The 25,849-nt window shown below is 63.5% G+C and carries 23 protein-coding genes; 13 read left to right on the forward strand and 10 right to left on the reverse strand.

Translation table 11 applies throughout. The features are described 5' to 3' along the window. Nucleotide 1: 1 nt before the first annotated feature. The 11 genes from ACO06O_RS00485 to ACO06O_RS00535 are packed head-to-tail and all read left to right on the forward strand — an operon-like array spanning nt 2 to nt 13,255. Entirely contained in the window at nt 2–1,066 is a 1,065-nt protein-coding gene (locus ACO06O_RS00485; protein WP_421875176.1) for a branched-chain amino acid ABC transporter permease, read from the forward strand. Between the two features lie 26 nt (nt 1,067–1,092). Further along, nucleotides 1,093–2,340: an ABC transporter substrate-binding protein gene (locus tag ACO06O_RS00490; protein ID WP_421875178.1), complete on the forward strand. Its 1,248-nt coding sequence runs from the start codon at nt 1,093–1,095 to the stop codon at nt 2,338–2,340. Between the two features lie 29 nt (nt 2,341–2,369). Beyond that, a complete protein-coding gene (locus ACO06O_RS00495; protein ID WP_421875180.1) occupies nt 2,370–3,158 on the forward strand; it encodes an ABC transporter ATP-binding protein in 789 nt (262 codons plus the stop codon). Continuing rightward, the gene (locus ACO06O_RS00500; RefSeq protein ID WP_421875182.1) at nt 3,148–5,409 is read left to right on the forward strand and encodes an ABC transporter permease; all 2,262 of its coding nucleotides are present in this window, start codon (nt 3,148–3,150) and stop codon (nt 5,407–5,409) included. Before ACO06O_RS00495 ends, ACO06O_RS00500 begins: the two co-directional genes overlap by 11 nt. Continuing rightward, nucleotides 5,396–6,229, forward strand: a complete 834-nt coding sequence (locus ACO06O_RS00505) for a phosphoenolpyruvate hydrolase family protein (RefSeq protein ID WP_421875184.1) — start codon at nt 5,396–5,398, stop codon at nt 6,227–6,229. Before ACO06O_RS00500 ends, ACO06O_RS00505 begins: the two co-directional genes overlap by 14 nt. Before the next feature lie 17 nt (nt 6,230–6,246). Then, the gene (locus ACO06O_RS00510) at nt 6,247–8,316 is read left to right on the forward strand and encodes a flotillin domain-containing protein (RefSeq protein ID WP_421875186.1); all 2,070 of its coding nucleotides are present in this window, start codon (nt 6,247–6,249) and stop codon (nt 8,314–8,316) included. Further along, nucleotides 8,313–8,750: an SRPBCC family protein gene (locus ACO06O_RS00515; protein ID WP_421875188.1), complete on the forward strand. Its 438-nt coding sequence runs from the start codon at nt 8,313–8,315 to the stop codon at nt 8,748–8,750. The genes ACO06O_RS00510 and ACO06O_RS00515 overlap by 4 nt, the downstream gene beginning before the upstream one ends. 4 nt (nt 8,751–8,754) lie before the next feature. Next, a complete protein-coding gene (locus tag ACO06O_RS00520) occupies nt 8,755–10,230 on the forward strand; it encodes an SRPBCC family protein (protein ID WP_421875190.1) in 1,476 nt (491 codons plus the stop codon). 5 nt (nt 10,231–10,235) lie between these two features. Beyond that, nucleotides 10,236–11,102 carry a fumarylacetoacetate hydrolase family protein gene (locus ACO06O_RS00525; protein WP_421875192.1) on the forward strand — a complete coding sequence of 289 codons (867 nt, stop codon included), beginning with the start codon at nt 10,236–10,238 and terminating at the stop codon, nt 11,100–11,102. A 2-nt stretch (nt 11,103–11,104) separates the two neighbouring features. Further along, nucleotides 11,105–11,881, forward strand: coding sequence for an alpha/beta fold hydrolase (locus ACO06O_RS00530; protein WP_421875194.1), 777 nt, complete (start codon nt 11,105–11,107; stop codon nt 11,879–11,881). A 30-nt stretch (nt 11,882–11,911) separates the two neighbouring features. Further along, nucleotides 11,912–13,255 carry an amidohydrolase family protein gene (locus tag ACO06O_RS00535; RefSeq protein ID WP_421875196.1) on the forward strand — a complete coding sequence of 448 codons (1,344 nt, stop codon included), beginning with the start codon at nt 11,912–11,914 and terminating at the stop codon, nt 13,253–13,255. A gap of 3 nt (nt 13,256–13,258) precedes the next feature. Here ACO06O_RS00535 and ACO06O_RS00540 read toward each other — a convergent pair whose 3' ends face one another. The 9 genes from ACO06O_RS00540 to ACO06O_RS00580 all read right to left on the reverse strand — a co-directional run bounded on the left by ACO06O_RS00540 (nt 13,259) and on the right by ACO06O_RS00580 (nt 22,197). Next, nucleotides 13,259–13,609 carry a RidA family protein gene (locus tag ACO06O_RS00540; protein ID WP_421875198.1) on the reverse strand — a complete coding sequence of 117 codons (351 nt, stop codon included), beginning with the start codon at nt 13,607–13,609 and terminating at the stop codon, nt 13,259–13,261. A 20-nt stretch (nt 13,610–13,629) separates the two neighbouring features. Then, nucleotides 13,630–14,736 carry an NAD(P)/FAD-dependent oxidoreductase gene (locus ACO06O_RS00545; RefSeq protein WP_421875200.1) on the reverse strand — a complete coding sequence of 369 codons (1,107 nt, stop codon included), beginning with the start codon at nt 14,734–14,736 and terminating at the stop codon, nt 13,630–13,632. Next, nucleotides 14,733–15,755, reverse strand: a complete 1,023-nt coding sequence (locus tag ACO06O_RS00550) for a histone deacetylase family protein (protein WP_421875202.1) — start codon at nt 15,753–15,755, stop codon at nt 14,733–14,735. Before ACO06O_RS00550 ends, ACO06O_RS00545 begins: the two co-directional genes overlap by 4 nt. A 32-nt stretch (nt 15,756–15,787) precedes the next feature. Further along, nucleotides 15,788–16,717 carry a 3-keto-5-aminohexanoate cleavage protein gene (locus ACO06O_RS00555; protein WP_421875204.1) on the reverse strand — a complete coding sequence of 310 codons (930 nt, stop codon included), beginning with the start codon at nt 16,715–16,717 and terminating at the stop codon, nt 15,788–15,790. Then, nucleotides 16,717–18,078 (reverse strand): aspartate aminotransferase family protein, encoded by a 1,362-nt coding sequence (locus ACO06O_RS00560; RefSeq protein ID WP_421875206.1) that lies wholly within the window; start codon nt 18,076–18,078, stop codon nt 16,717–16,719. The genes ACO06O_RS00555 and ACO06O_RS00560 overlap by 1 nt, the downstream gene beginning before the upstream one ends. Before the next feature lie 13 nt (nt 18,079–18,091). Further along, nucleotides 18,092–19,183: an ABC transporter ATP-binding protein gene (locus ACO06O_RS00565; protein WP_421875208.1), complete on the reverse strand. Its 1,092-nt coding sequence runs from the start codon at nt 19,181–19,183 to the stop codon at nt 18,092–18,094. A 67-nt stretch (nt 19,184–19,250) separates the two neighbouring features. Further along, nucleotides 19,251–20,405 carry an extracellular solute-binding protein gene (locus ACO06O_RS00570; protein WP_421875212.1) on the reverse strand — a complete coding sequence of 385 codons (1,155 nt, stop codon included), beginning with the start codon at nt 20,403–20,405 and terminating at the stop codon, nt 19,251–19,253. 112 nt (nt 20,406–20,517) lie between these two features. Continuing rightward, nucleotides 20,518–21,309 (reverse strand): ABC transporter permease, encoded by a 792-nt coding sequence (locus tag ACO06O_RS00575; RefSeq protein ID WP_420416051.1) that lies wholly within the window; start codon nt 21,307–21,309, stop codon nt 20,518–20,520. Between the two features lie 12 nt (nt 21,310–21,321). Continuing rightward, on the reverse strand, nt 21,322–22,197 hold the full coding sequence (locus ACO06O_RS00580) for an ABC transporter permease (protein ID WP_421875214.1): 876 nt from the start codon (nt 22,195–22,197) through the stop codon (nt 21,322–21,324). Between the two features lie 128 nt (nt 22,198–22,325). On the opposite strand from ACO06O_RS00580, the gene ACO06O_RS00585 reads away from it, so the two are divergent. Continuing rightward, on the forward strand, nt 22,326–23,297 hold the full coding sequence (locus tag ACO06O_RS00585) for a LysR family transcriptional regulator (protein WP_421875216.1): 972 nt from the start codon (nt 22,326–22,328) through the stop codon (nt 23,295–23,297). 10 nt (nt 23,298–23,307) lie between these two features. Further along, entirely contained in the window at nt 23,308–24,132 is an 825-nt protein-coding gene (locus ACO06O_RS00590) for a methyltransferase domain-containing protein (protein ID WP_421875218.1), read from the forward strand. 58 nt (nt 24,133–24,190) lie between these two features. Here ACO06O_RS00590 and ACO06O_RS00595 read toward each other — a convergent pair whose 3' ends face one another. Beyond that, complete coding sequence (locus tag ACO06O_RS00595; protein WP_421875221.1) at nt 24,191–25,849, reverse strand: ABC transporter ATP-binding protein; 1,659 nt, start codon at nt 25,847–25,849, stop codon at nt 24,191–24,193.

Consider the following 25,849-nt stretch of genomic DNA (forward strand, 5'->3'; position numbering starts at 1 on the left):
CATGGACACGCGGCGTCTGTTTTCCGGCGACTTCTCCTTCAAGGATATCCATCCGGCCAAACTGGCCCTGGCTGCCTTCCTGATCGCCTATCCGACCTTCGCAACCGACTTCTTCACCTATCAGATCGGCGCCTATTCCCTGATCCTGGGCACCATCGCCCTGTCGCTGGTCATGCTGGCCGGCTATGGCGGCATGGTCAGTCTGGCGCAGCTGACGGTGGCCGGATTTGCCGGTTACATGATGGCGATCTTCGGTCACAACAGCGTCGAGGTAATGGGGCTGGGCTGGCCCTGGTGGATCTGCGCGCCCTTCGCGATTTTCACCGCGGCGGTCTTCAGCGCCTTTATCGGGGCAATCTCGGTTCGCACCGAGGGCATCTATACGATCATGATCACGCTGGCGATCGCCGTCGCCTTCTTCTACTTCGTGCGTCAGAACTATGTCCTGTTCAACGGCTTCACCGGTTATGCCGGGATCGAGCCCCCGACCTTTCTGGGCGTCTATTGGCGCGATCCGATTCCGTTCTATTACCTGACCCTCGCCATCGCAGCCGCCTTCTACGGCGCGATCGTCTACGCCGCGCGGGCGCCATTCGGGCTCAGCCTGCAGGCGATCCGGGACAATCCGCGCCGCATGCGGGCCCTGGGATACGACGTCACACTGCATCGCATCACCGCGTACTTCTTCTCCGGCATCATCGCCGGGACGGCGGGCGTGCTGATGGTCTGGTTCAACGGTCGGGTGTCCCCCGGTTCCGTCGGGGTGGATGTCGCCATCGACATTCTGGTGATCGCGGTGGTCGGCGGCCTGCGCCATCCGATCGGTCCATTCCTCGGCGCGATTGCCTTTGTCCTGCTGGAAAACTTCGCCATCGACCTGATCGACCGCGAACGCTTCAACACCGTGATCGGGTTGGCGTTCCTGCTGGTCGTCCTGTTCTCGCCCGATGGCCTCTTAGGAATTTGGAACCGCCTGCGCGAGCGGGTTCGGTTCTCACGAAATGCGCAGCGATCGGCTGAACGCATGGCAAGAGACGACCGGCAATCCGCCGGATCTCTCGAATAAACCTAGAAATAGGGAGGAAGGAAGAGATGTTCGGTATAGGAAAGAAGGCTCTAATTGCCGCGGCGGCCCTGTCCATCGCCGGTCCGGCAATGGCGCAGGACACGATCAAGATGGGGGCGCTCGCTACGCTGGAAGGGGCCTTCACGGTTCTTGGCGAAGACGGCATGCGCGGTGTCAAACTGGCACTTGAGGAATTCGGCTATGAGGCCGGCGGCAAGAAGATCGAACTGATTACCGGTTCGTCGGACGCCTCGCCGGACAGCGCGGTTCGTGCCGCCCGTAAGCTGGTGGAACAGGACGGGGTGCCGATCCTGGTCGGTCCGCTGTCGGGGTCTGAAGGTCTGGCCGTCAAAGACTATGCCAAGACGCAGCCGGATGTGACCTTCCTGAACGGTTCGTCGGCGGCGCAGGATACGACGCTGCGCAACCCGTCGGACAATTTCTTCCGCTTCGGCACCGAAGGTGCTCAGTGGATGGCCGGTCTCGGCGAGTATGTCTATGAGGAAAAGGGCTACCGCAAGGTTGCGGTCCTGGCGGAAGACTATTCCTTCCCCTACACGCAGGTTTTCGGCTTCCTGGAGCCGTTCTGCCGTCTGGGCGGCGAGGCCCCGGTCGACGCGCGCTTCTGGGTTCCGATCGGCAACAAGGACTATTCCTCGGTCATCGCCGCGCTGCCGGACGATGTCGACGCCATCTATGTCGCCCTGGGCGGTGCGGATGCCGTCAACTTCCTGACGCAGTACGAGCAGGCCGGCGGCGAATTGCCCCTGATCGGCGGTTCGATCACGGTCGACCAGTCGGTGCTCGGTTCCAAGGGCCGCACCCGGGATTTCATCATCGGCACGCCGTCGGCGGGTCCGATCTCCGACACCTGGGACGATCCGCGCTGGAGCGCCTTCGTTGATGCCTACAAGGCCCAGTTCCCGGACGGCTTCCCGTCGCCGTCGCTGTTCGCGCATGCCTATTACATCAACACCAAAGCGGCTCTGCTGGCGCTTGATGAAGTCGGCGGCGATCTGTCGGACGGCGGCAAGAAGTACCGCGAGGCCCTGTCCAACCTGTCCTTCGAAACGCCGACGGGCATGGTGTCGCTGGACGAACGCCGCAACGCGGTTGCCGATATTTTCCTGACCGAAGTCATCGAAGGTCCGGAAGGCAACCTCGTCAACAAGACCATCAAGGTCATTCCGCAGGTCAGCCAGACCCTGGGCCTCTCCTACGAGAAGTTCCTGGAATACGGTCAGGTCGGCCGCGACAACCCGAGCTGCGAATAAGCGCGTAGTCGGGGACGGATACGATGCCGATGGCCAAGACCGATGCCCTTTCCCGCCTTCAAAGCGCCGGACGCTATGCGCTGGAGCTTGAAGCCGTCAGCCGCCATTTCGGCGCGCTGGTAGCCCTTGCCGACATCAACATGACGGTCAGGGCCGGGGAGCGACGTGCGGTGCTGGGATCGAACGGGGCCGGCAAGACCACCCTGTTCAATGCGATCACGGGGGATTTTCCCCCGACCACCGGCCGTGTCCGCCTGTTTGGCGAGGACGTGACGGATCTGCCTGCCCATGAGCGGATCCGTCGCGGCCTGCGCCGCACCTATCAGATTTCCCTGCTGTTTCATGGGCTCAGCGTCATAGACAACATTTATCTCGCCTGTCGCGGGGTCGGCCGAGGCCGTTTCTCCCTGTGGCGGCCCAAGCGGGACGACGCGACGATGCAGATGGCCGAAACCCTGTTGGCGGCGGTCCATCTGGAGGCGGTGCGCGAGACGCAGGTGGCGACCCTCAGCTATGGCCAGCAGCGCCAGTTGGAGATCGCTCTTGCGCTCGCGGGCGCCCCGCGCCTGATCCTTTTCGACGAGCCGGCGGCCGGCCTGTCCCCGACCGAGCGGACGGAGTTGATCGAGATCCTCCAGTCGCTGCCGGACCATATCGGTTACATCATCATCGAGCATGACATGGACGTCGCCCTGCGGGTGTCCGAAAGCGTGACCATGATGCATAACGGCCGCATCTTCAAAGAAGGCACCCCGACCGAGATCGAAAACGATCCCGAGGTGCAGGAACTCTATCTGGGGCAGGGCCATGGCGGATAGACGCAACAATCGCCCCGCCACCTCGGCCGTCCTGCAGATCCGCGACCTGCATGTCTATTACGGCCAGTCCCACGCCCTGCAAGGCGTCGACCTGACCCTGGAACACGGCGTCCATGCAGTCGTCGGGCGCAATGGGATGGGCAAGACCACCCTGTGCAACGCGATCATGGGCCTGCAGCCGGCGCGGCGCGGTTCCATTCGGTTCAAGGGTGAGGAACTGACCGGCCAGCAGCCCTACAAGATCGCCGGCAAGGGTGTCGGCTACACGCCGCAGGGCCGTCGGCTTTGGCCGTCCCTGAGCGTCGATGAGCACTTGCGTCTTGCCGATACCGGCAGCGGCGCCTGGACCATCGATCGGATTTACGACACCTTCCCGCGTCTGGCCGAAAGACGCCGCAATGGCGGCGGTCAGCTGTCCGGCGGCGAACAGCAGATGCTGGCGATCTCCCGCGCGTTACTGCAAGACCCGCAACTGCTGGTCCTGGACGAGCCGACTGAGGGCCTCGCCCCCGTCATTGTCGATCATGTTCAGGAATTGTTGGCCTCGCTGGCGGCGGAAAGCGATGTCGCCATCCTGCTGATCGAACAGAACATCTCGGTCGCGACCTCGATTTCCGAGGATGTGGCGATCATGGTCAACGGCCGGATCAGCCGCGTCATGCCGGCGAAGCAATTGGCCAATGATCGCGCGCTTCAGGAACGCCTGCTTGGTGTCGGGCGCCATTCCCACGACGATATGGAAGTCGACGTTCCGGCCTACGAACCGGTGGCGGAAGTGCCCACCGAGCCGGAACAAGCGACAGAAGCGACAGAAGCGAAAAGCGAGGCGGCGGAGAAACCGAAAGGCCTCGTCTATGTGCCGCCGACCCGGTGGTCCAGCGCCGCATGGAAAGAAGACAAGGCCGCGACCGCGCCGGTTTCGAAACCGGCCGATCCGCCAACCCGCCCCTTCGATGCCGCGCCCGAACCGATCTATCGCGAGAAGCCGACCGCGCTCGATGCCCTGCGCGGCAATGATGTGCTGGTCGTCGGGACCTTCGACACCAAGGGTGCGGAACTGCGATACATCCGGGACTGCATTGCCGAACAGGGGTTGCGCATTCGTACAGTCGACCTTTCCACATCCGGAAAGCCGTCATCCGCGGACATTCCCCCACACGTGATCGCGGCCTATCACCCGCGCGGAACAACCGGTGTCTTCTCCGGCGACCGGGGCGCCTCGGTTCGGGCCATGGCCGAAGCCTTTGAGAGATGGATCGTCCGGCAGCACGGAATAGGCGGCATCATATCGGCGGCCGGATCCGGCGGCACCGCCCTTGCCACACCGGCGATGCGGCGTCTGCCGATCGGCATTCCGAAGGTGATGATCTCCACCATCGCATCCGGCGATGTCGGCCAGTATGTCGGCCCGTCCGACATCATGATGATGTACCCGGTGACCGACGTGCAGGGCCTGAACCGAATTTCCAGGCAGGTTCTGCGTAACGGGGCGACGGCTCTGGCCGGAATGGTCCGCAATGCGCAGATCAAACAGGCTCAGAAGACCGACAAGCCGGGTCTGGGCCTGACCATGTTCGGCGTCACGACGACAGCCATCCAGCAGATTTCCGCGCAATTGGAGGACAGCTATGACTGCCTCATCTTCCACGCCACCGGCGTCGGGGGACGGTCGATGGAGAAACTGGCCGACAGCGGGCTTCTTTCTGCGGCGGTCGATCTGACCACGACCGAAATTTGCGACATGATGTTCGACGGCGTCTTCGCGGCGGACGAAGACCGGTTCGGCGCCTTCATCCGGAGCAGAATTCCCTATATCGGCTCGGTCGGGGCCCTGGACATGGTGAACTTCCGCGCGCGCGAAACGGTGCCGGAGAAATACGCGTCCCGAACCTTCGTCGAACACAATCCGCAGGTGACGCTGATGCGCACCACGGCGGAGGAAAACGCCAAGATGGGCGTCTGGATTGCCGAGCGGCTGAACCAGATGACCGGGCCGGTTCGTTTCCTGATCCCGGAAGGGGGCGTGTCGGCTCTGGATGCGCCAGGGCAGCCGTTCCACGACCCGGCCGCCAATCGGGCGCTATTCGATGCCATTACCCGAACCTTCCGGGAAGACGGGAACCGGCGCCTGATCCGCCTGCCCCATCACATCAACGACCCGGCCTTCGCCAAGGCCACGGTCGATGCCCTGAACGAGATCAACCCGATACGGAATGCAACGGAGAGGACGGCCCGCCATGCCGCGATTTGAACGAAAAGACCTTCTGGCGAAGTTCCACGACATGAAGACCCGGGGCGAACCCATCGTCGGTGGCGGTGCGGGCACCGGTCTGTCGGCGAAATGTGAGGAAGCCGGCGGCATCGACCTGATCGTCATCTACAATTCCGGCCGTTACCGCATGGCGGGACGCGGCTCGCTGTCCGGCCTGATGGCCTATGGCAATGCCAACGAGGTCGTCATGGAAATGGCGCATGAGGTCCTGCCGGTCACCAAGAAGACCCCGGTTCTGGCGGGGGTCAACGGCACCGACCCGTTCTGCATCTTCGATCACTATCTGGATCAGGTGAAGGCGATCGGTTTTTCCGGCGTCCAGAACTTCCCGACGGTCGGCCTGATCGACGGGACCTTCCGGGCGAATCTGGAAGAAACCGGCATGTCCTATGGCCAGGAGGTCGACATGATCCGGATGGCGCATGACAAGGACATGTTCACCACGCCCTATGTCTTCAACGAGGACGACGCCAAAGCAATGGCAGCGGCCGGCGCGGATATAGTTGTCTGCCATATGGGCCTGACCACCGGCGGTTCCATCGGCGCGGAAACGGCGCTGAAACTGGAAGACTGCCCGGCCCTGGTAAATTCCTGGGCCGAGGCCGCGTTGTCGGTAAACCCGGACGTGCTGGTCCTGGTCCATGGCGGTCCTGTCGCGATGCCGGCGGATGCGGAATACGTTCTGAAGAACACCGACAATTGCCACGGTTTCTACGGCGCCTCCTCCATGGAGCGGCTGCCGACGGAAAAGGCACTGACCGAACAAACAAAAGCGTTCAAAGCGCTGCGAACGGGCTGATAGGGAGGATTGAGACCATGACGACCGGCCTGATCGGATCCATCATTCTCTGGCTGATCATCGCAATCATCGCGATCGTGGTGATCGTTTATCTGTTGAACTGGCTCTACCACCGTTCGACGAAGGAAGTCGCCTTTGTGCGCACCGGCTTCGGCGGCGAGACCGTGGTGATAAACGGCGGGGCGTTGGTCTTGCCGATCATCCACGAGGTGACGCCGGTCAACCTGAACGTCGTGCGCATTCCCGTCGCCCGGAAGGAAGGCAGCGCGGTCATCACCCGCGATCGGATGCGCGTCGATATCGAGGCGGAATTCTTCGTCCGCGTCATCCAGAAGCCCGACGCCGTCGCGGCCGCCGCCTCCACCCTGGGCCGGCGCACGATGGATCAGGAAAGCCTGGCGGACCTGCTGAACGGGAAGTTCGTCGGTGCCCTGCGTTCCGTCGCCGCGGAAATGTCCCTGGATGAAATGCATGAGAAGCGCGGCGACTTCGTCTCCATCGTCGAAGCCCGTGCCGCCGAGGCCCTGGCCCGAAACGGGTTGGAGCTGGAATCCGTCGCGATCACCGACCTGGACCAGACCGATCTGGAATACTTCAACCCAGCCAACCGCTTCGACGCGGAAGGTCTGACCCAGTTGATCGAGACCATCGAGTCGCGCCGCAAGCTGCGCAACGACATCGAACAATCGTCGATGCTGGCCATCCGCAGCCGCAATCTGGAGGCGGAAAAGGAAACCCTGAAACTGGAGCAGGAAAGCGAAAGCTCCCGCCTGGATCAGGAACGGGCGCTGGAATCCCTGCGTGCCGCCCAGCGGATGGAGGTTGTCCGCGACCGCGTCGCCCGTGAGGCGGAGGCCGAGAAATCCCGGATCGCCAGCGAACGGGAGACCCGGGAGTTCGACATCGAACGCCGCCGCGCGCTGGAAGAAATCGAAATCCGCGCCCAGCAGCAGATCGAATCCGCCCGCATCGCCCAGGAAGAGGCGCTGGAACAGGCGCGCATCGACCGGGAGAAGCAGATCCGCACCCTGCAGATCAAACAGCGCCACGAGGTGGAGACGGCGGAAATCGCATCCTCCGAAGATGTCGAACGGGCCAAGATCGTGTCCGAACGGCAATTGCGCGAAGCCCGTATCGCGGCCGAGGAGGAAACCGAATCCCGCGAAATCGCGCGTGGCCAGCAATTGGAGACGGCCCGCATCTCCGCGACCAAGACCGTGGAATCGGCCCGCATCGCGCAGGAGCAAATCCTCGACAAGGCCCGGATCGAACGCGACCGACTGTTGCGTGCCCAGCAAATCGCCCAGCGCCAGTCGCTGGAGGAAACCGAGATTTCCGCAAATGAGGAAATCGAACGTGCCCGCATCGCATCCAATCGCGGCCTGGAGGAGGCCCGAATCCTTCAGGATCGGGACCTGAAGCGCCTGGAAATCGAACGCGCCATGGCCCTGGAACTGGCCGATATCGAACGCGAGATCGCCCGGCTGCGCAAACAGTCGGAAGAGGCCGACGTCCGAACCAGCACCGAAGCCGCCCGCGCCGAGGCCGTCGCGGCAACGGAGAAGGTCACGACAATCCGCGAACGCGAAATCGCCGAACGGGTCGCCGCCGTCGACAAGCTGCTGGCCCAGAAGAATGCCGACGCGGCGGTCATCGCGGCCGAGGCCGAGAAGATTTCCGCGGCCGTCGCGGCGGAAGCCGAGCGTCTGCGCAACGAGGCCGAGAACGTGTTGAGCGACGACGCCCGTGCCGCCCGCATCCGGTCCAAGATGATCGACCGACTGGAAGGCATCGTGCGCGAGAGCGTCAAGCCGATGGAAAAGATCGAAGGCATCAAGATCCTGCATGTCGACGGTCTGACCGGTCATGGCGGAGACGGCGGCCACCGCTCCCCCACCGACGAGGTGATCGAGAGCGCGCTGCGCTATCGTGCCCAGGCCCCGCTGATCGACGAAATGATGAAGGAAATCGGTGTCGAGAATGCGGGTGTGGCCAAGATGGGCGACATCTTCCGGTCGGCCAAGGACGCGCAATCCCTGGCCAAGGACGCCCAGGCCGCCAAGAAAAAGAAGGATGACGAGGCATGACCGAGGTCTATGCGTCCTCCGTCATCGGGGCCCCGGCGGATCAGGTCTGGGCGGCAATCCGGGACTTCAACGGTCTGCCCTCCTGGCATCCGGCCATTGCGGAGAGCCGCATCGAAGGCGGCGCCCCGGCGGACCAGGTCGGCTGCGTCCGGGCGTTCCGGCTGAAAGACGGCGGGTTTATCCGGGAAAAGCTTCTGGCCCTGTCCGATTACGACTTCGCCTGCACCTATTCGATCCTGGAAAGCCCGATGGGCGTCGAAAACTATATCGCGACCCTGAAATTGTCGCCGATCACCGATGGCGGCCGGACCTTCGCGGAATGGTCGGCGGAATTTGACTGCGCGCCTGAACGTGCGGGCGAGCTGACGGACCTGATCGGCAACGATGTATTCCAGGGCGGGTTCGACGCGCTGAAAGGCCGTTTCGGAGGCTGATGACATGGTCGCCGTCCGTCGCAGCACCGTAATCGACGCGCCGATATCGGCGGTCTGGAATGTACTGCGCGATTTCAACGGTCACGAAAGCTGGCACCCGGCCGTCCGCCGCAGCGATCTGGAAGACGGGCGCCGCACCGATCAGATCGGCGCGGTCCGAAATTTCAGCCTGGAATCCGGCGACCGCATCCGCGAACGGCTGCTGTCCCTGTCCGACAAGGACAAGCGATTGCGCTACTGCATCGTCGATTCCGATGTACCGCTGCAGAACTATGTCGCCGAAATCGCCTTGAAACCGGTCACGGACGGCAACCGTACCTTCTGGTCCTGGACGTCTACTTTCGGCACGCCGACGGGCCGCGAGAACGAATTGGCAAAGCTGGTCGCCGAAGGCGTTTATGAGGCCGGGTTCGATGCCGTCCGGCAACGGGTCGAGAGGGTCGGACGCCCCGCCGCGCCCGCCATCCGGAACGGCGCGTCCCTGCCCGGCACGGCCATGGTCATTGACCGGCACGGCGGACCGGAAGAACTGCATGCCCGGCCCGTCGACGCCCCGCCACCCGGCCCCGGTCAGGTCCGCCTGCGCCAGACGGCCATTGGGGTGAACTTCATCGACGTCTATTGCCGCAGCGGCTATTTCGACCTGCTGAAACCGCCCGGCGGGCCGGGCATGGAGGCAGCCGGAGTGGTGGAAAGTATCGGACCCGATGTCCGGCATTTGAAGCCGGGCCAGCGTGTCGGATATGCCTGCCCGCCGGTCGGGGCCTATGCCAGCGTGCGGACGATGGATGCCCGCCTGGTTTTCCCGCTGCCCGATTTTCTGGATGACCGGCAGGCGGCTGCAATCCTGCTGAAGGGGATCAGCGCCGAATTCCTGCTCCACCGCGTCCATCCTGTTCGGGAGGGCGAGACCGTCCTGGTCTATGCCCCGGCGGGTGGCGTCGGGCAATTGCTCTGCCGTTGGGCCAATCGCTTGGGCGCGACCGTAATCGGCGCGACCAGCAGTGAGGACAAGGCACGGATCGCCCGTGCAGCCGGCGCACACCATGTCATCCTGCCGGGCCGCGACAGTCTGGAGAAGCAGGTGCGCGACCTGACGCAAGGGCGTGGCGCAGATGTCATCTATGACGCTGTCGGGCGCGACACATTCGATCATTCCGTCGCCGCCTTGGCGAATTGCGGGCATCTGGTCAGCTTCGGTCAGGCATCCGGCGATATCGGCCCGCGCGATATCGGCGCGCTGGCAAGCCGGTCCGTCACCCTGTCCCGCCCCAATTACGGCCACTACACCGACACGCCGCAGAAACTGTCTGCGATCACGGGCCGCCTGTTCGACGCGCTGCGCAACGGCGTTCTGCGCGTCGATATCGGCCGCACCATGCCCCTCAGCGCCGCCGCAACGGCTCACCGGGCTCTCGAAGACCGGGAAACCACCGGCGCCACAATTCTGATCCCCGACGATCTGTACGAGAAAGGATAAGACGCATGAAATTGGCCACCTTCGATTGGAACGGGGAACGCCATGTCGGCCGCGTATCGGACGATGGCAGCACGGTGACACGGTTGACCCTTCCCGCAGGCGCCGCCGACAGAGACGGCGTTGCGGCGCTGATCGGATCGGACCTGCCCGCCGAAGCGGAACAACTGTCCGTCTCGGACATCAAACTGGTCGCGCCGGTGCCGCGCCCCCACCGCAACATCTTCTGCGTCGGGAAGAATTATTTCGAACACGCCCATGAATTCGCCTCTTCCGGCTTTGACAGCAGCGCCGCCAAGGGCGCGGTGCCGGAAGCACCCATTGTCTTCTCCAAACTGCCGGAAAGCGTGATCCCGCACGAAGCCGCGGTGAAGGTGGATGCCGGCGTCACCACAGCGGTCGATTACGAGGCCGAACTGGCCGTCATCATCGGCAAGGGCGGACGCAATATTTCCAAGGAAGACGCCCTGTCCCATGTCTGGGGCTACACCATCGTCAACGACGTGACCGCCCGCGATCTGCAGGGCATTCACAGCCAGTGGCTGATCGGCAAGTCCCAGGACACCTTCTGTCCGATGGGCCCGGTGGCGGTCACCGCCGACGAGATCGACCTGGAAGACACGACGGTCCGGTGCTGGGTCAATGGCGAGCTTCGCCAGGATTCCAACACGAAACTGCTGATCTTCGATGTGCCGACAATCATTGCGGCGATTTCGAACGGGATCACCTTGATGCCGGGCGATGTGATCGCCACCGGCACGCCCGCCGGGGTCGGCATCGGCTTCAAGCCGCCGAAATATCTGACGCCCGGCGACACGGTGCGTGTCGAGATCGCGGGTATCGGTATCCTGGAAAACCCGGTGGAGGCCTATTGATCATGGCCGAACTCCGCATGGGCAGCATGATTGCGGAACGCAGCGGCGAGGGCCCGGCCGTGGTGATGATCCACGGTCTGGGCGGCACGTCGAACACGTTCCAGCCGCAAATGGCGGCCCTCAACGGATTTGACGTCTTGCGCCCGGACCTGCCCGGTGCGGGCCGGTCGGCACTGCGCCCCGGCAAGCCTGGCCTGAAGGCGATGGCGCAGGACGTGAAGGACATGATGCGTGCCGCCGGAATTTCCCGGGCCCATCTGGTCGGGCATTCCATGGGCACGTTGATCTGTCAGTATCTCGCGGCCGACCGCGACTTTCAGGCCCTCAGCCTGACCCTATACGGCGCCATTCTGGAACCGCCGGAAGCGGCGCGGGCGGGATTGAAGGACCGGGCCGCGGCAGCGCGGGAAAAGGGCATGACCGGCATTGCCGACGCCGTTTCCCAGGCAAGCGTCTCCGCCGCATCCCGCAAGGCGAACCCGGTTGTACCGGCCTTCGTTCGCGAAAGCCTTATGCGTCAGGACCCCGCCGGTTACGCCGCCCATTGCGAGGCGTTGAGCGGCGCCCAGGCGGCGGACCACGCCGCGATCGCCTGCCCGACACTGATGATCGCGGGCAGCGACGACCCGGTTGCGCCGGTTGCGATGGCGCAGGAGTTGAAACGCCGCATCACCGGCGCAACGGTCGAGATCCTTTCCGGGATCGGTCACTGGATGACAATGGAAGACCCGCAACGGTCGGCGGACCTGCTGCGGCAACATTTGGACGCGGCCGCATAAAAGAACGGCCGCCACGAAGGGAGAGATATCATGGCTGACAATGGCTTCGGCGGTTGGGGCGGATCCGGCGGCGGTGCACCACGCGCGCCCGAAATCGTCTTCAGCAATGTCCGAGTTCTGGATGGAACGGGCGAGAAACCCTATTCGGGCGAAGTCACCGTTTCCGGCAACCGTATCAAGTCGATCTCTCGATCCGGCTCCGGCGGTTTCGGCTGGAACAGCCAGAGCAACGGCGGCTCGCAACGCATCGACGGGCGCGGCATGACCCTGATGCCCGGCCTGATCGACGCGCATTTGCACCTCAGCTGGAACAACGCGCCCGGGATCAATCCCATCCAAATGATGCCGGTCGAAGAGCATATGCTGAACTGCGTCTATATGGCGAAGCTGCTGCTGGATGCCGGGTTCACCGCCGGATATGGCGCGGCAGCCGCAAAACCGCGCCTGGACGTGGTGATCCGCGACGCCATCCGGTCGGGCAAGGTGCCCGGTCCGCGATACACCGCCGCCGGGCCGGAGCTGACCTCGGTCGGCGGGCTGGGCGATGCGTCCCTGCCGCATATCCCGCATGAGGGTCTCAATCTCGGTATTGTCGTCTCCGGTGCGGAGGACATGCGCCGCAAGGTGCGCGAGTTGATGAAATGGGGCGTCGACACGATCAAGCTCAACCTGTCCGGTGAGGAAATCACGGGCATGGGTGCCGAGGAAAATCAGTTCACGGATGAGGAAGTCCGGGTCGCCTGCGAAGAAGCCAAGGGGCGTCACCGCCGTTTGGCCGCCCATGCGCGGTCCAAGGAATCGATCCAACGCTGCGTGAAGTTCGGCATCGACATCATCTACCATGCGTCCTTCACCGACGAGCAGACGCTGGACATGCTGGAGGCCAACAAGGACAAGCATTTCGTAGCGCCCGGCCTCGCCTGGCTGATCAACACGGCGCGCAACGCGGCCGAATATGGCATCAAGCCCGGCACACCGATGACCGAAGCTTACGAACGGGAATTGGAACACGCGGTCGAATCCATGCGCCAGATGCACAAGCGTGGCATCCGCGTCCTGATCGGCGGCGATTACGGCTTCGCCTGGACCCCGCATGGGACGAACGCGAAGGACCTGCAGTATTTTGTCGAAATGGTCGGCATGTCACCGATGGAAGCGATCCAGGCCGGCACCAAACTGGGCGGCGAGATCATGGGCATGGGCCACGAACTGGGCATGATCAAGGAAGGCTATCTGGCGGACATGCTGTTGGTCGACGGCGATCCCAGCACGGATGTCCGCGTCCTGCAGGACCACAAGCGCATTGTGGCCATCATGCAGGACGGCGCCTTTCACAAGGCGCCGTCTGCACAAACCGTTGGTATGCGACTATAGGCTTTACGGCAGGGCGGCGACGATGATGACCTCATAGAGGTAATCCGACGTCGCCAGCTTTGCTTCGCCGCACGCACGGGTCGGGGGATTGCCGGGTTCGACCCAGGCATCCCAGACTTCGTTCGCCGCCGCGAAATCCTTCATATCGGCCAGCCACACCGTGGCTTGCAGCAGGCGCGACTTGTCGGTGCCTGCCTCGGCCAACAAGGCATCAACGCTTTGCAACGCCGTGCGGGCCTGGGTCTGAATGTCGGCACCGGGCGTGCCGACCTGGCCGGCCAGATAGACGATGCCGTTATGGATGACGGCCTGGCTCATCCGGGTGCCGGGTTTGATGCGTTTGATATCGCTCATCGGGGTTTCCTCATTTTGGGTCAGTTGGCTCGGAACCGGCGGGGCGACAGGGCCGCGACCGTTTCTGCGGCCAGGGAAGGTGTTCGTCCATTGCACAGATCCGCCGCCAGTTGCGACAGCGCGGGCGCGGTCTGGATACCATATCCGCCCTGCCCCGCGAGCCAGAAAAATCCGTCGGCTTCCGGGGCGTAGCCGACGACCGGCGTCCGATCCGGCGCAAAAGTCCGCAGTCCTGCCCAGTTGCGCACGACCCTGGTCACTTCCATCGTGACAGCTTGTTCGAAGCGGAACAGACCTTCCGCCAGAACCATCTCGTCGGCCCAGGCGTCATGCGGTTCCACCGGATCCTCTTCGGCGGGGGAGACCATCAGCATCCCGGCCTCCGGCTTGGCGTACCATTGTTCCGACGCACTGGCGATCAGCGGCCAGCGGGTAATGTCCATACCGTCCGGCGGCGGCAGAATGGCAGCCGACCGACGGAACGGCGTCAGACCGACCGGTGTCACACCGGCCAACGCGGCGACCTTGTCCGCCCAGGCCCCGGCGGCGTTGATCAGAATAGGCGCTTCGAAATCGCCCTTGGCCGTCGTGACGCGCCAGGTGCCGTTGGACCGTTCGACCGCGCCGACCCCGGCATCGCAATGAACGCTGCCGCCCCGTGCCTTCAGCAAGCGGGCATACCCCTGAAACAGACGGTCGACATCGATGTCCCGCGCGTCGCGTTCGATGGCCGCGCCGGCAATCAGCTCCGGGCGCAGAATGGGGCACAGGTCGACCGCCTCCTGGGCCGTCAGCCGCTCAATCGCCTCGGCGCCGTCCAGATAGGCTTCCAGGTCGGGCAGTTCCTCATGGGTCGCCACCAGCATCTCGCCGCGCGGGGTCAGAACCGTGCTGTCGGCGATCCCGTCCGGATTCTCAAAGACCGGTTCCGACGCGGCATTCAAGGCGCGCAGGGTCGCATTGCCGTAATTCAGGATGAAGATCGCGGCGGACCGGCCCGTCGCATGGCGCCCGATCGCATCCTCGCTTTCCAGCACCCGCACCGACGCATCCGCGGCGATCATCGCCCCGGCGCCGATCCCGGCAATCCCGCCGCCGATCACCAAGACATCGCTGCGTTCCGTCATCCGTTGGTGTATCCGTCCAGAAAGCTTTCCAGGTTCAGGCCCAATTCATCGCACAGATAGCCGCCTTCCTGAACCAGAACGGTGGGTTTGCCCAGCGTTGCGACCTTTGCCCCGATCTTCGCGAAACCGTCCGTGGAGATGCTCAATCCGCCGAACGGGTCGCCTTCGTAGCCGTCGAGGCCCAGCGCCACGACAATGGCGTCCGGCGCGAAAGCTTCGATCCGCGCGACGGCCTGGTCGAGCACCGGCATGTATTCCGCATCCGCTGTGCCACGCGGGATCGGCAGGTTCAGATTGTAGCCGAGCCCCAGCCCCGTGCCGCGCTCGTCCGCATGGCCCCAGAAGAACGGATAGAACCGCACCGGGTCGGCATGGATCGACACGGTCAGCACATCGGCGCGGTCATAGAAGACACCCTGCGTGCCATTGCCGTGGTGCAGATCGACATCCAGGATCGCGACCCGCTCCATCCGGGTCAGCAGTTCAGCCGCCGCTACGGCGGAGTTGTTCACGAAGCAGAAGCCACCGGCCAGATCCTTGAAGGCATGGTGTCCGGGCGGGCGGCACAGGGCATAGGCCGCGCCCTCCCCGTCCTTCACGGCGCGCGCCGCGCCGACGGCGCTGTTCGCGCTCCAATAGATCGACTGCCAGCTCTTCGGCCCGATGGGACAGGCGGTATCCGCCTGATGATAGCCCGCCTGCCCGACGGCGGAGGCCGGGTAGGACCCGTCCCGGCGATCGGGATGGATGTTCGGGATAACTTCTGGCGACGCCCCGTCGATCCGCTGCCAGCGGTCATAGATTCCGGACAGGAAGGAAACATACTCCGGGGTATGGATTCGCGCGATCGGGCCCAGCCCGTAATCGTCTGGCGAAACCTGGGTCAGTCCGGCATTCTTCGCGCTCTGCAGCAACCGCGTCGCGCGTTCCGGCTTCTCCGGACTGGGCTGCGGTGCGCCGCTGACCAGAAACGTCTGGGGGTCATGAAGGGTTTGGTCGTCGTGATAGAAGACTTTCATGGCGATACGAACTTTCGCTTAAGTGACTGGTTTCAGAAGGCGACCCGGTCGCCGCCCTTCAGATCTAGGCGGCGGCGCGCCTCCTCGGGCGTTGCGATGTCCAGCGACAATCCCTCTGCGATCTTGCGGACTTGGCGCACCTGATCCGCGTTTGTTTCGGCCAGTTTGCCCGGCCCGATGGTCAGACTGTCCTCCAGTCCGACACGGACATTCCCGCCCATGGACAGCGAGACGGCGGCAAGCGGCATCTGGTGACGCCCGGCGCCGAGAACCGAAAACTCGTATTCCGACCCGAACAGGCGGTCGGCGGTCTGCTTCATGAAAACCAGGTTCTCGCGTTCCGGCCCGATCCCGCCCAGAACGCCCAGCACGAACTGGATGAAGAATGGCGCCCGAACCAGCCCCCGGTCCACGAAATGTTTCAGCGTGTAGAGATGGCCGACATCATAGCATTCGAATTCGAAGCGGACGCCCAGTCCGGTGCCGAGGCGGTCCAGGGCCGTTTCGATGTCGCGGAACGTGTTCTTGAAGATGAAATCGCGGGTCGATTCCAGAAAGGGTTCTTCCCAGTCGTGGCGGAAGTCCCGCATCCGGTCCAGGGCGGGAAACAAACCAAAATTCATCGTCCCCATGTTCAGGGAACACATTTCCGGCGCGTGGGTCAGGGCAGCCGCCATGCGCTCTTCCACCGTCATGGTCGCGCCGCCGCCGGTCGTGACGTTCACCACCGCATCGCAGGCCTGCTTGATACGCGGCAGGAAGACGCCGAACAGATCGGGGTCCGGACTGGGCCTGCCGTCCGCAGGATCGCGGGCATGCAGGTGCAGGATGGATGCGCCGGCCTCTGCCGCGCCGATGGCGTGCTCCGCGATCTCGTCCGGGGTGACGGGCAGATGGGGCGACATGCTTGGCGTATGAACCGAACCGGTGACCGCGCAGGTAATGATAACGGAACGGGCCATTACGCGCCGCCGTCCAGTCCGGCCTTCGCCGCGAAAGCCGCGATGGATTCGTCCAGCTTGGACAGGATTTCCGCGATATGACCGTCGTCGACAATCATCGGCGGACAGACCAGGAAATGATCCCCCGCAATGCCGCCCCGCGTGCGACGGGAATAGACGATCAGGCCGCGCTTGTAGGCTTCCTCGACCAACTCGACATGGGCGTTCAGCCCCTTGGGCAGCGGCTCCATCGTCGACCGGTCCGCGACCAGTTCGAAGGCCAGCAGCAACCCCTTGCCCCGGACATCGCCGATGAAGGAATAACGCTGCATCAGGCTTTCAAGGCCCTCCTTCAATTTGCCGCCCATGGCTTCCGCGTTGTGGACGAGGCCCTGCCGTTCGATCTCGTCCAGAACAGCCAGTCCGGCGGCGCAAGCCAGCGGGTTTCCGGCATAGGTATAGCCGTGGATGAAGCCGCCCGCGTCCAGGACCGGTTCGACCAGCCTTCGGGCCGCGACCATCGCCCCCAGCGGCGCATAGCCCGCCGCGAAGCCCTTCGACAGCGCGACGATATCCGGTCTGGCGTCGGGCCAGTGATCGCCCCCCAGGAACCGGCCCGTCCGACCTGCCCCCGTCATGACCTCGTCATAGATCAGCAGAATACCGAACTCGTCGCAGATCTCGCGGATGCGCGGCAGGTAGTTGTCCGGTGCCACCAGCGCCCCGGTCGACGCGCCGCCGATGGGTTCGACGATGAAGGTCAGGACCGTTTCCGGCCCTTCCTGCAGGATGCGGTCGCGCAGCATGTTGGCATAGCGCAGCCCGCGTTCTTCGTCCGACAGGCCATCCCGGTCGAGGTAACACGTCGGCGCGGGGATTTTCGGCATTTCCCGCATCATCGGCGCGAAGGGGGCCGACATGGTCGCCATGCCGGTCAGCGACAATGCCCCCAATGTGGAGCCGTGATAGGAGGGGAATCGGGAAATCACCTTCCAGCGCTGCGGCTCGCCGACGGCAATCGTGTACTGCCGGGCCAGCTTGATACAGCTTTCCACGGCTTCCGACCCGCCGGATACGAAGAAGACCCGGTCCAGCCCGTCCGGCATATATTGCGCGGTGCGGGCGGCCAGTTTCTCCGCCGGTTCGTTTTCGAAATGCAGGCGATACCCGAAAGTCGCCTTCTCCATCTGGCGGCGCATGGCCTCCAGGACATTCGGGTTGGAATGGCCGATATTCGCGACCATGGCCCCGCTGGACCCGTCCAGATAGGCCCTGCCGTCGGTATCGTACAGATAAACGCCCTCGCCCCGGTCCAACATCGGACGGCGCTGGCGGGTCTGATAAAACAGATGCGACGGCGGTCGCGCCAGGGGTTCGCTCATTTAATGCCTCGACCTAAGCCGGCAGGACGACGCAATCGCGCGCCCGGATCCGGACCGAAACCTGTTTGCCTTCACTCAAGGGGTGCTCGTCGATCGGATTGATCGCCTGAAGCTGCCGCCCGCCCGCGTCCAGGAAATAGCGCGCGACCTGTCCCTGATAATCCACCGTGGTGACGCGGGCGTCCAGAACCGTCGCATCTGCCCCGGCTTCGGCCGTATCGCTCAACGCCAGTTTCTCGGCGCGGATCGACAGCTTGACCTTCTGTCCCGCGCTCAGGGTCTGTCCCCCCGTCACGCTGGCCAGAATGGGCCCCAGCCCGTCGACTTCCAGTTTCGCCACACCGCCGTCGACGCCGGTCACGGAGGCGGCGACAATGTTGGAATTGCCCAGGAAACTGGCGACGAATTCGGAGGCCGGCCGGTTATAGACTTCCTCCGGCGTGCCGACCTGCTCCACATGACCGGCGCTCATCACGACGATCTGATCCGACATGGCCAGCGCCTCGGATTGGTCGTGGGTGACGAAGACCGTCGTGATGCCCAGCGTGTCCTGGATGCGCTTCAATTCGATCCGCATGTCCTCACGCAGATTGGCATCCAGCGCCGACAGGGGTTCGTCCAGCAGCAGCACATCCGGCTGCACGACGATGGCCCGGGCCAGCGCGATCCGCTGCTGTTGCCCGCCGGAAAGCTGACTGGGCATGCGGTCCGCCATCTGCGGCAGTTGCACCAGTTCCAGCGCCTCCTTGACCCGTTTCGCCGCTTCGGCTTTCGCGACGCCGCGGTACTTCAGACCGAAGGCGACATTCTCGAAAACCGTCTTGTGCGGGAACAGGGCGTAGTTCTGAAAGACGATGCCCAGATTGCGTTTGTGGATGGGCAGATCGTTGACCCGCCGTCCTTTGATGCGGATTTCGCCCTCGGTGATCGAGGTCAGGCCCGCGATCATGCGCAGGGTCGTTGTCTTGCCGCAGCCCGACGGCCCCAGAAGGGTCAGAAACGATCCTTCCGGTATTTCCAAGTCCGTCTCATGCACCGCCGTGAACGTGCCATAGCGTTTGACCACGCTTTGCAGATCCACCGCCGTTTGCGTTCCGTCGCCCACGGTACCCTCCTGATATTGTCATCCGTTCGGGATGGGGGCCGGCGCACCGGCCCCCGCCCGTTCGGGATCAATAGCCCTTCTGGACCCGACCGAAGGTCTTGGACCATTCGGCTTCGTTGGAATTCCAGTAAGGCGGATCGAAGAAATTCAGACCCGACAGCGTGCCCGTCGGATCGAAGGCCGGCAGCGCGGCGACCTTGTCGCTGAGCTTCACCTTCGTCGGGTCGAGCGCCGGCGGATAGTTCTGGCCCTCGGCCACGGCGATCGCGACTTCCGGTTCCAGCATGAAGTTCAGCAGCTCTTCGCAGGCTTCCATCGGGCTGCCCTTCAGCACGAACAGGCATTCCTGCCAGCCCAGACCGCCCGGCGGATCGTAATAGCCGATGTCGTGGCCTTCGTCCTGCAGCGCCTTGATGCGGCCGGACCAGCCTTCGGTGACGTAGATTTCCTCTTCCGCCAGCAGGCTCATCAGCTCCGCGCCCGACGCCCAGTATTTCAGGGCCAGATCGCGGTGTTCGCGAATCGCGTCCCAGACGGCATCCATGTTTTCGATGGCATTCGGGTTCTGATCGGTCTGCAGCGCGCCGTACCAGATGCGCGTCTTCCATTCGCCCCAGCCGCCGATCTTGCCCTTATAGGCCGGATCGATCAGCAGCTTTGCGCCCTTTTCCTTCATCTCGTCGTCGGAGATGTATTTGCGGTTATAGGCCAGGCTGGTCGTGCCGTAATCGTAAGGCACCGCCGACAGCGTGCCGCCGGTGACATTGCGCAGGACATCCTGCAGCGCCGTGATGACGTTCTTCAGGTTCGGAATGTTGTCTTCGTTCAGTTCCGACGACAGTTCCAGATTGTGATAGCGCACATAGTCGAAAACACCGGACAGGTGGGCGATGTTGAATTCGCCCGGCTGGCTGGCCTTGACGCGCGAAATGTATTCGTCGGCACCGCCGAAGGTACCGTCGACGACCTCAATGCCGGTCTTCGCGGTATAGGCCTTGAAGGCATGTTCCCGGAAGGCCTCGGAAACGACGCCGCCCCAACCGTCGAAGCGGACCTGGTCCGGCTTCGCGGCCATGGCGTGGCGCGTCAGTTTCGAAACCGGCAGGCCGGTGACGCCGGCGGTCACCGCCGCGGCACCCAGCAGGCCCAGGAAAGTGCGGCGTTCCAGGTCGCCGTTGCGATACCGCTCCAGCAAACGTTCGTAACGTTTTGTCGTATCCATTGTGCTCAAAGCCTCCTCTGCTCCATGTCGATCGCGTGTTTCGCAGTACGGTCTGTCAATGCCGCCGGAGGGTGCGATCGGATCCCGTTCCGGCGTGTCTCTTATGTGCGGGTCAGCCCCTTTGCTTCCGCCCGAGGCGGCGTGCGGCCGCGGCGCCCAGCAGCGGCAGGGCAACGGTGACAATGATCATCACGGTCCCCAGGGCGTTGATTTCCGGCGAGATCGAATTCCGCAGCATGGCAAAGATCTGCGTCGGTACCGTCTCCACCCCGCCCGGTTTCCAGAACAGCGTCCCGGTGATGTCGTCGAAAGAAATGGTGAAGGCGAACAGGCCGCCCGCCAGAACCGCCGGCAGAATCAGCGGCAGGGTGATCTGGAAGAAGGTTTCGATCGGCCCGGCGCCCAGGCTCATCGCCGCCTCTTCATAGTCGCGGCGCACGGAAACCAGCCGCGCCTGAACGACCAGGATGACGAAGGGCAGCGTGAAGATGACATGCCCGGCCAGCAACAGCGGGAAGCTCTTCGGAACGCCCATAGCGCCGAGGAAGAGCAGCAGCGCGACGGCCAGCACCACTTCCGGCACCAGGATCGGCGCGATCAGCGCGGTGGCGATCAACGTCTTGCCCGGAAAGTCGTACCGAACCATGGCGAGCGACGCGAGGACTCCGAGCGTGGTCGAAATGACCGCCGTCAGCGCCCCCAGCAGCAGCGAGGTCTGGAAGGCCCGGACGATGGCCTGGTTTTCCCACAGCGCCTCAAACCAGCGCAAGCTGACGCCTTCCATCGGGAAGGAGCCGAACTGGCTGGAGTTGAAGGACAGCAGGACAACGACGGCGACCGGTGCGAACATGAACAGATAGATCAGCACGGTGCCAAGGCGGATCAGGTTCCAGCTTGTGAACATGGCGCCCTCCCCCTAACCGAAGCTCTTGGCGATCTGGCCCATGCCGGCGAAGCGGTTATAGACCGCGACGACACAGCCGAGCAGGATCAGCAGGACAAGTGACAGGGCCGAGCCGAGCGGCCAGTTCAACTGGGTGATGATCGCGTCGAAGACCAGATTGGCGAACATCGCATCCGTCGGTCCGCCCAGGACCAGCGGGGTGATGTAGGTGCCGGCGCCGAGCACGAAGCACAACAGCGAACCGGCGGCCAGCCCGGGCAGCGAAAGCGGCAAGGTGACCTCCCGGAACGCCTGCCAACCCGTGCAGCCGAGGGAGCGGGCCGCGTCGACAAGGTTCCGGTCGATACCATAAAGGCTGACATAGATGTTCAGGATCATGAAGGGCAGCAGGAAATGCACCAGCCCGACGATCACGGTCCATTGATTGTAGAGCATCTGGATCGGCTCGTCGGTCAGGCCGATCCACATCAGCGCCGCGTTCACGATACCGCTGGAACCCAGGATGTTGATCCAGGACATGGTCCGGATGATGTAGCTGATCCAGAAAGGCAGCATCAGCAGCAGCAGCAGGAAAGCCTTATGCTTGAACTGGGTCGTCGCGATGAAATAGGCGGGGATGTAACCGGCGACGGCGCAGACCACGGTCGTCGCAAAGGCGATCCAGATCGTGAAGCCCATGATGTCGCGATAGAAGGGATCGGTCAGAACCTCGATCCAATTGTCCAGATGGAAGCCCGCGATATCCGCGCCGGTCGCCGTGCGCAGCCAGAAGGAATAGACGACGATGAAGGCGACCGGAACCACCAGCAGCAGAAAGATGGCACTGAGCGCCGGCGCCAACAGCCGCCAGGGCCGCCAAGCATTGTCCATCGGATCGAGCGAAGCCATCGAACCAGTCCCCTGTCCGCCGCCGGGTCATGCGGCGGTCGTTTGTTCTTCAGGACAGGTTTCGGCAAGCCCATTCATTTTTCAAATAGATAATGGAAATCCTGATCATAGTTTGAAAGAATGACTGAATGAACGATCTTGCACCGGATGAGGGCGAACGGCTCGCCCGGCAATTGGACTGGAACCTGCTGCGCACCTTCGTTGCGATCGTGCAGGAAGGCGGAATAACGCCCGCCGCCAACCGCCTGCTGCTGAAGCAGCCGACCGTCAGCAACGCCCTGAAACGGCTGGAGGACCGGATCGGAAAACGTCTGATCGACCGTGGCCCCGGGCATTTCAGAGTGACCGACGCGGGCGAAACGCTCTATCGCGAGGCGATAGAAATCTATGGATCGATCTCCCGACTGACCATCGCGGTCCGGGATATCGAAGAAGCCGTACGCGGCCATATCGCCATCGGCATGGCCAGCCACGTCATTTTCCCGCCCTTCGATGAGAGCCTGCGGGATTTCAGCGCCAAGCATCCCCAGGTCACCTATGACATCACCGTGGCGACCAGCGCGGAGGTGGTCGGATGGGTGCTGGAAAAGCGCGCCAGTTTCGGTGTCTGCCTGGTCCACAAGCAGCATCCGAAACTGGATTATTTCCATCTCTACCGTCAGCATTTCGGCTTCTTCTGCGGGCCGGGGCACCGGTATTTCGGGCGGACCGATCTGACGCTAGAGGATCTGACCGGGGAACCGTCGGTTTCCTTCAGCACGGACCAGTTGCATGATGCATTGCGACCGGTCGCACTGCTGCGCGCCAGCATCGGACTGGACGATACGATTCGCGCCATGTCCCCGCATCTGGAGGAGGTGCGCCGGCTGATCATCGCAGGGGTCGGGATCGGCCCCTTGCCGGTCCATGTCGTGCAGAGGGATGTGCGCGACGGGCTGCTCTGGCAATTGCCGCCCTATGACGATCCGCCGGAAATCGATATCTTTCTGGCGACCAATCCCGCGTCCCGGCTGAACCGTGCCGAGACGCAGTTCATCGAAGACCTGAGGCAGCGGGTTACAGCGCTGCCGCCGGCCGCGCGGCATTTCCCTCAGCGGTAGGAGAACGAGCATGATCCAGGACGGCGAGCGGGAGGCATCTATCGACATCGACGGCACCCGCGCATTCGGCGAGACGATCGATTTCGGGAGAACCGCAAAGGAATACGGCCGCCATCGCGCCGGCTTCCCGGACGCGTTCTTCGAGGAACTGATCCGCCTTGGAGTCCTGAAGCGCGGCCTCGCGGCCCTGGATATCGGGACCGGAACCGGCACGGTCGCCCGCGGGATGGCACTGGCCGGTGCGCAGGTTCGCGCGTTGGACCCTGCCCCTCACCTGATCGAACAGGCAAGCGCCCTGGACGCAGAGGCGGGTATCGCGGTGGAGTACACCGTCGGTGCCGCCGAGAAGCTGAGCTTCGATGCGGCCACATTCGACCTCGTCACCGCCGGGCAATGCTGGCATTGGTTCGACCGCCCCAAGGCCGCTGGCGAATGCTACCGGGTCTTGAAATCGGGCGGCCATCTGGTCATCGCCCATTTCGACTGGATCCCGGTCGACGGCAATGTCGTCGCGGCGACCGAGGCCTTGATCCGGCGCTATAACCCGGCCTGGACGATGCATGGCGGAACCGGCCTCTACCCCCGCTGGACGGTGGACATGACGCAGGCCGGGTTCGACGGGTTGCGCAGCTTTTCCTTCGACATGCCCGTCCGCTACAGCCACGAGGACTGGCGGGGTCGCATTCAGGCCAGCGCCGGGGTGCGCGCCAGCCTGGACGAAGAGACCTGCCGCAAGTTCGACACCGAACTGGCCGGCATTCTGGCCGAAGACTACCCCGACGATCCGCTGGACATCCCGCATCGCTGCTGGGCGCTGATCGGACGCAAAGTCTAAAGAAAACGGCCCCGGACCTTTCGGTTCGGGGCCGCTCTCGACACGATTGCCGGACAGATCAGGCGGAAGTATCCGCCGCCTCGCCGATATTGTCGACGCCGCGTTCGTCCACGACGCGGGTCAGCCAATCCGGATCCATTTCAGGGACCGACGACAGCAACAGGTCGGTATAGGGGTGGTGCGGCGGGGTGAACATTTCGTTCTTCGGCCCTTGCTCCACCACCTGGCCTTGCTTCATCACGACGACCTCGTCGGCGATGGAACGCACCGTCGCCAGATCGTGGGTGATGAACATATAGGCCAGGTTCAATTCCTTCTGAAGCCGGTCGAGCAGCTTCAGGATACCTTCCGCCACCAATTGGTCGAGCGCACTCGTCACCTCGTCGCAGATGATGAAGGTCGGGTTCGCCGCCAGCGCCCGGGCGATGCCGATACGCTGTTTCTGGCCTCCCGACAGCTCCGTCGGATACCGGTAATAGTATTTCGACGGCTCCAGCTCGATCATATCCAGCAACTCGTCGACGCGGCTCTTCAACTCACCGCCCTTCAGACCGCTGTAGAACTGGGCCGGACGGCCGATGATGTCGCAGATCCGGACTTTCGGGTTCAGCGCCGTGTCCGCCATCTGATAGATCATCTGGGCCTGGCGGAGCTGTTCCTTGCTGCGGCTCTTATAGCTCGCGGGCAATTCCTCGCCCTTGAACAGAACCTTGCCCTTGGTCGGCGGCAGCAGGCCGGTAATGCAACGCGCCGTCGTCGACTTGCCCGATCCGGATTCGCCCACGACCGCGACCGTCATTCCCGCATGAATGTCGAAGGACACATTGTCCAGGACCTTCGTCTTGCCATAGGCGGCATCGACATTCTGAACCGATACGACCGGCGCGACATCGCCGGTCGGGCGGGTCTTCTGATCCCGCTGGAAGCTGCGCACCGCCCAGAGGGATTTGGTGTAATCCTCCCTGGGATTGGCCAGCATCGAACGGGTGTCGGCTTCTTCGACCTCATTGCCTTTCAGCAGCACCTTGATCGTATCCGCCATCTGCGCCACGACGGCGAGGTCGTGGGTGATGTAGATCGCCGCGGTGTTGAACTGTTCGACAATGTCGCGGATCGCCAGCAGCACCTCGATCTGGGTCGTCACGTCGAGCGCGGTGGTCGGCTCGTCGAAGATGATCAGATCGGGACGGCAGGCCATGGCCATCGCGGTCATGGCACGCTGAAGCTGACCGCCCGACACCTGGTGCGGATAGCGGAAGCCGATTTCCTGCGGGTTCGGAAGCCGCAGCCGCTCATAGAGCTGCATCGCGTCTTCCTGGCTCTCCATCCGCTTCATGATGCGGTAATGGGTCGGCGTTTCGGTATGCTGGTCGATCAGCCGGTGCGCCGGGTTGAACGACGCCGCCGCCGACTGGGCGACATAGGCGATGCGCGATCCGCGCAACGCCCGCCGGTCCCGTTCGGGAGTCGTCGTCAGTTCCATCCCGTCGAACTCGACCGACCCGCCGGAAATCCGACAGCCGTCCCGGGCGAAGCCCATCGCGGCCAATCCGATCGTGGACTTGCCCGCCCCGGATTCGCCGATCAGGCCCATGACCTCACCGCGATGCAGCGTCAGGTCGACGCCATGCACGATTTCGGTCCATTTATCGTCCGAATAGCCTTCGATGCGCAGACCCTTGATCTGAAGCAGCACCTCTTTCTTCTTCTCAGTCAT

Source organism: Pacificispira sp., assembly GCF_965228185.1.
Taxonomy (GTDB): Bacteria; Pseudomonadota; Alphaproteobacteria; order UBA8366; family Aestuariispiraceae; genus Pacificispira.

What these genes read in the sequence shown, in the direction of transcription:
- ACO06O_RS00520 (WP_421875190.1), top strand. Translation starts at nt 8,755, where the DNA reads ATGGTCGCCGTCCGTCGCAGCACCGTAATCGACGCGCCGATATCGGCG.
- ACO06O_RS00500 (WP_421875182.1), top strand. Translation starts at nt 3,148, where the DNA reads ATGGCGGATAGACGCAACAATCGCCCCGCCACCTCGGCCGTCCTGCAG.
- ACO06O_RS00540 (WP_421875198.1), bottom strand. Translation starts at nt 13,609, where the DNA reads ATGAGCGATATCAAACGCATCAAACCCGGCACCCGGATGAGCCAGGCC.
- ACO06O_RS00550 (WP_421875202.1), bottom strand. Translation starts at nt 15,755, where the DNA reads ATGAAAGTCTTCTATCACGACGACCAAACCCTTCATGACCCCCAGACG.
- ACO06O_RS00490 (WP_421875178.1), top strand. Translation starts at nt 1,093, where the DNA reads ATGTTCGGTATAGGAAAGAAGGCTCTAATTGCCGCGGCGGCCCTGTCC.
- ACO06O_RS00545 (WP_421875200.1), bottom strand. Translation starts at nt 14,736, where the DNA reads ATGACGGAACGCAGCGATGTCTTGGTGATCGGCGGCGGGATTGCCGGG.
- ACO06O_RS00505 (WP_421875184.1), top strand. Translation starts at nt 5,396, where the DNA reads ATGCCGCGATTTGAACGAAAAGACCTTCTGGCGAAGTTCCACGACATG.
- ACO06O_RS00535 (WP_421875196.1), top strand. Translation starts at nt 11,912, where the DNA reads ATGGCTGACAATGGCTTCGGCGGTTGGGGCGGATCCGGCGGCGGTGCA.
- ACO06O_RS00530 (WP_421875194.1), top strand. Translation starts at nt 11,105, where the DNA reads ATGGCCGAACTCCGCATGGGCAGCATGATTGCGGAACGCAGCGGCGAG.
- ACO06O_RS00585 (WP_421875216.1), top strand. Translation starts at nt 22,326, where the DNA reads ATGAACGATCTTGCACCGGATGAGGGCGAACGGCTCGCCCGGCAATTG.
- ACO06O_RS00595 (WP_421875221.1), bottom strand. Translation starts at nt 25,849, where the DNA reads ATGACTGAGAAGAAGAAAGAGGTGCTGCTTCAGATCAAGGGTCTGCGC.
- ACO06O_RS00525 (WP_421875192.1), top strand. Translation starts at nt 10,236, where the DNA reads ATGAAATTGGCCACCTTCGATTGGAACGGGGAACGCCATGTCGGCCGC.
- ACO06O_RS00570 (WP_421875212.1), bottom strand. Translation starts at nt 20,405, where the DNA reads ATGGATACGACAAAACGTTACGAACGTTTGCTGGAGCGGTATCGCAAC.
- ACO06O_RS00575 (WP_420416051.1), bottom strand. Translation starts at nt 21,309, where the DNA reads ATGTTCACAAGCTGGAACCTGATCCGCCTTGGCACCGTGCTGATCTAT.
- ACO06O_RS00560 (WP_421875206.1), bottom strand. Translation starts at nt 18,078, where the DNA reads ATGAGCGAACCCCTGGCGCGACCGCCGTCGCATCTGTTTTATCAGACC.
- ACO06O_RS00495 (WP_421875180.1), top strand. Translation starts at nt 2,370, where the DNA reads ATGGCCAAGACCGATGCCCTTTCCCGCCTTCAAAGCGCCGGACGCTAT.
- ACO06O_RS00555 (WP_421875204.1), bottom strand. Translation starts at nt 16,717, where the DNA reads ATGGCCCGTTCCGTTATCATTACCTGCGCGGTCACCGGTTCGGTTCAT.
- ACO06O_RS00590 (WP_421875218.1), top strand. Translation starts at nt 23,308, where the DNA reads ATGATCCAGGACGGCGAGCGGGAGGCATCTATCGACATCGACGGCACC.
- ACO06O_RS00515 (WP_421875188.1), top strand. Translation starts at nt 8,313, where the DNA reads ATGACCGAGGTCTATGCGTCCTCCGTCATCGGGGCCCCGGCGGATCAG.
- ACO06O_RS00580 (WP_421875214.1), bottom strand. Translation starts at nt 22,197, where the DNA reads ATGGCTTCGCTCGATCCGATGGACAATGCTTGGCGGCCCTGGCGGCTG.
- ACO06O_RS00510 (WP_421875186.1), top strand. Translation starts at nt 6,247, where the DNA reads ATGACGACCGGCCTGATCGGATCCATCATTCTCTGGCTGATCATCGCA.
- ACO06O_RS00485 (WP_421875176.1), top strand. Translation starts at nt 2, where the DNA reads ATGGACACGCGGCGTCTGTTTTCCGGCGACTTCTCCTTCAAGGATATC.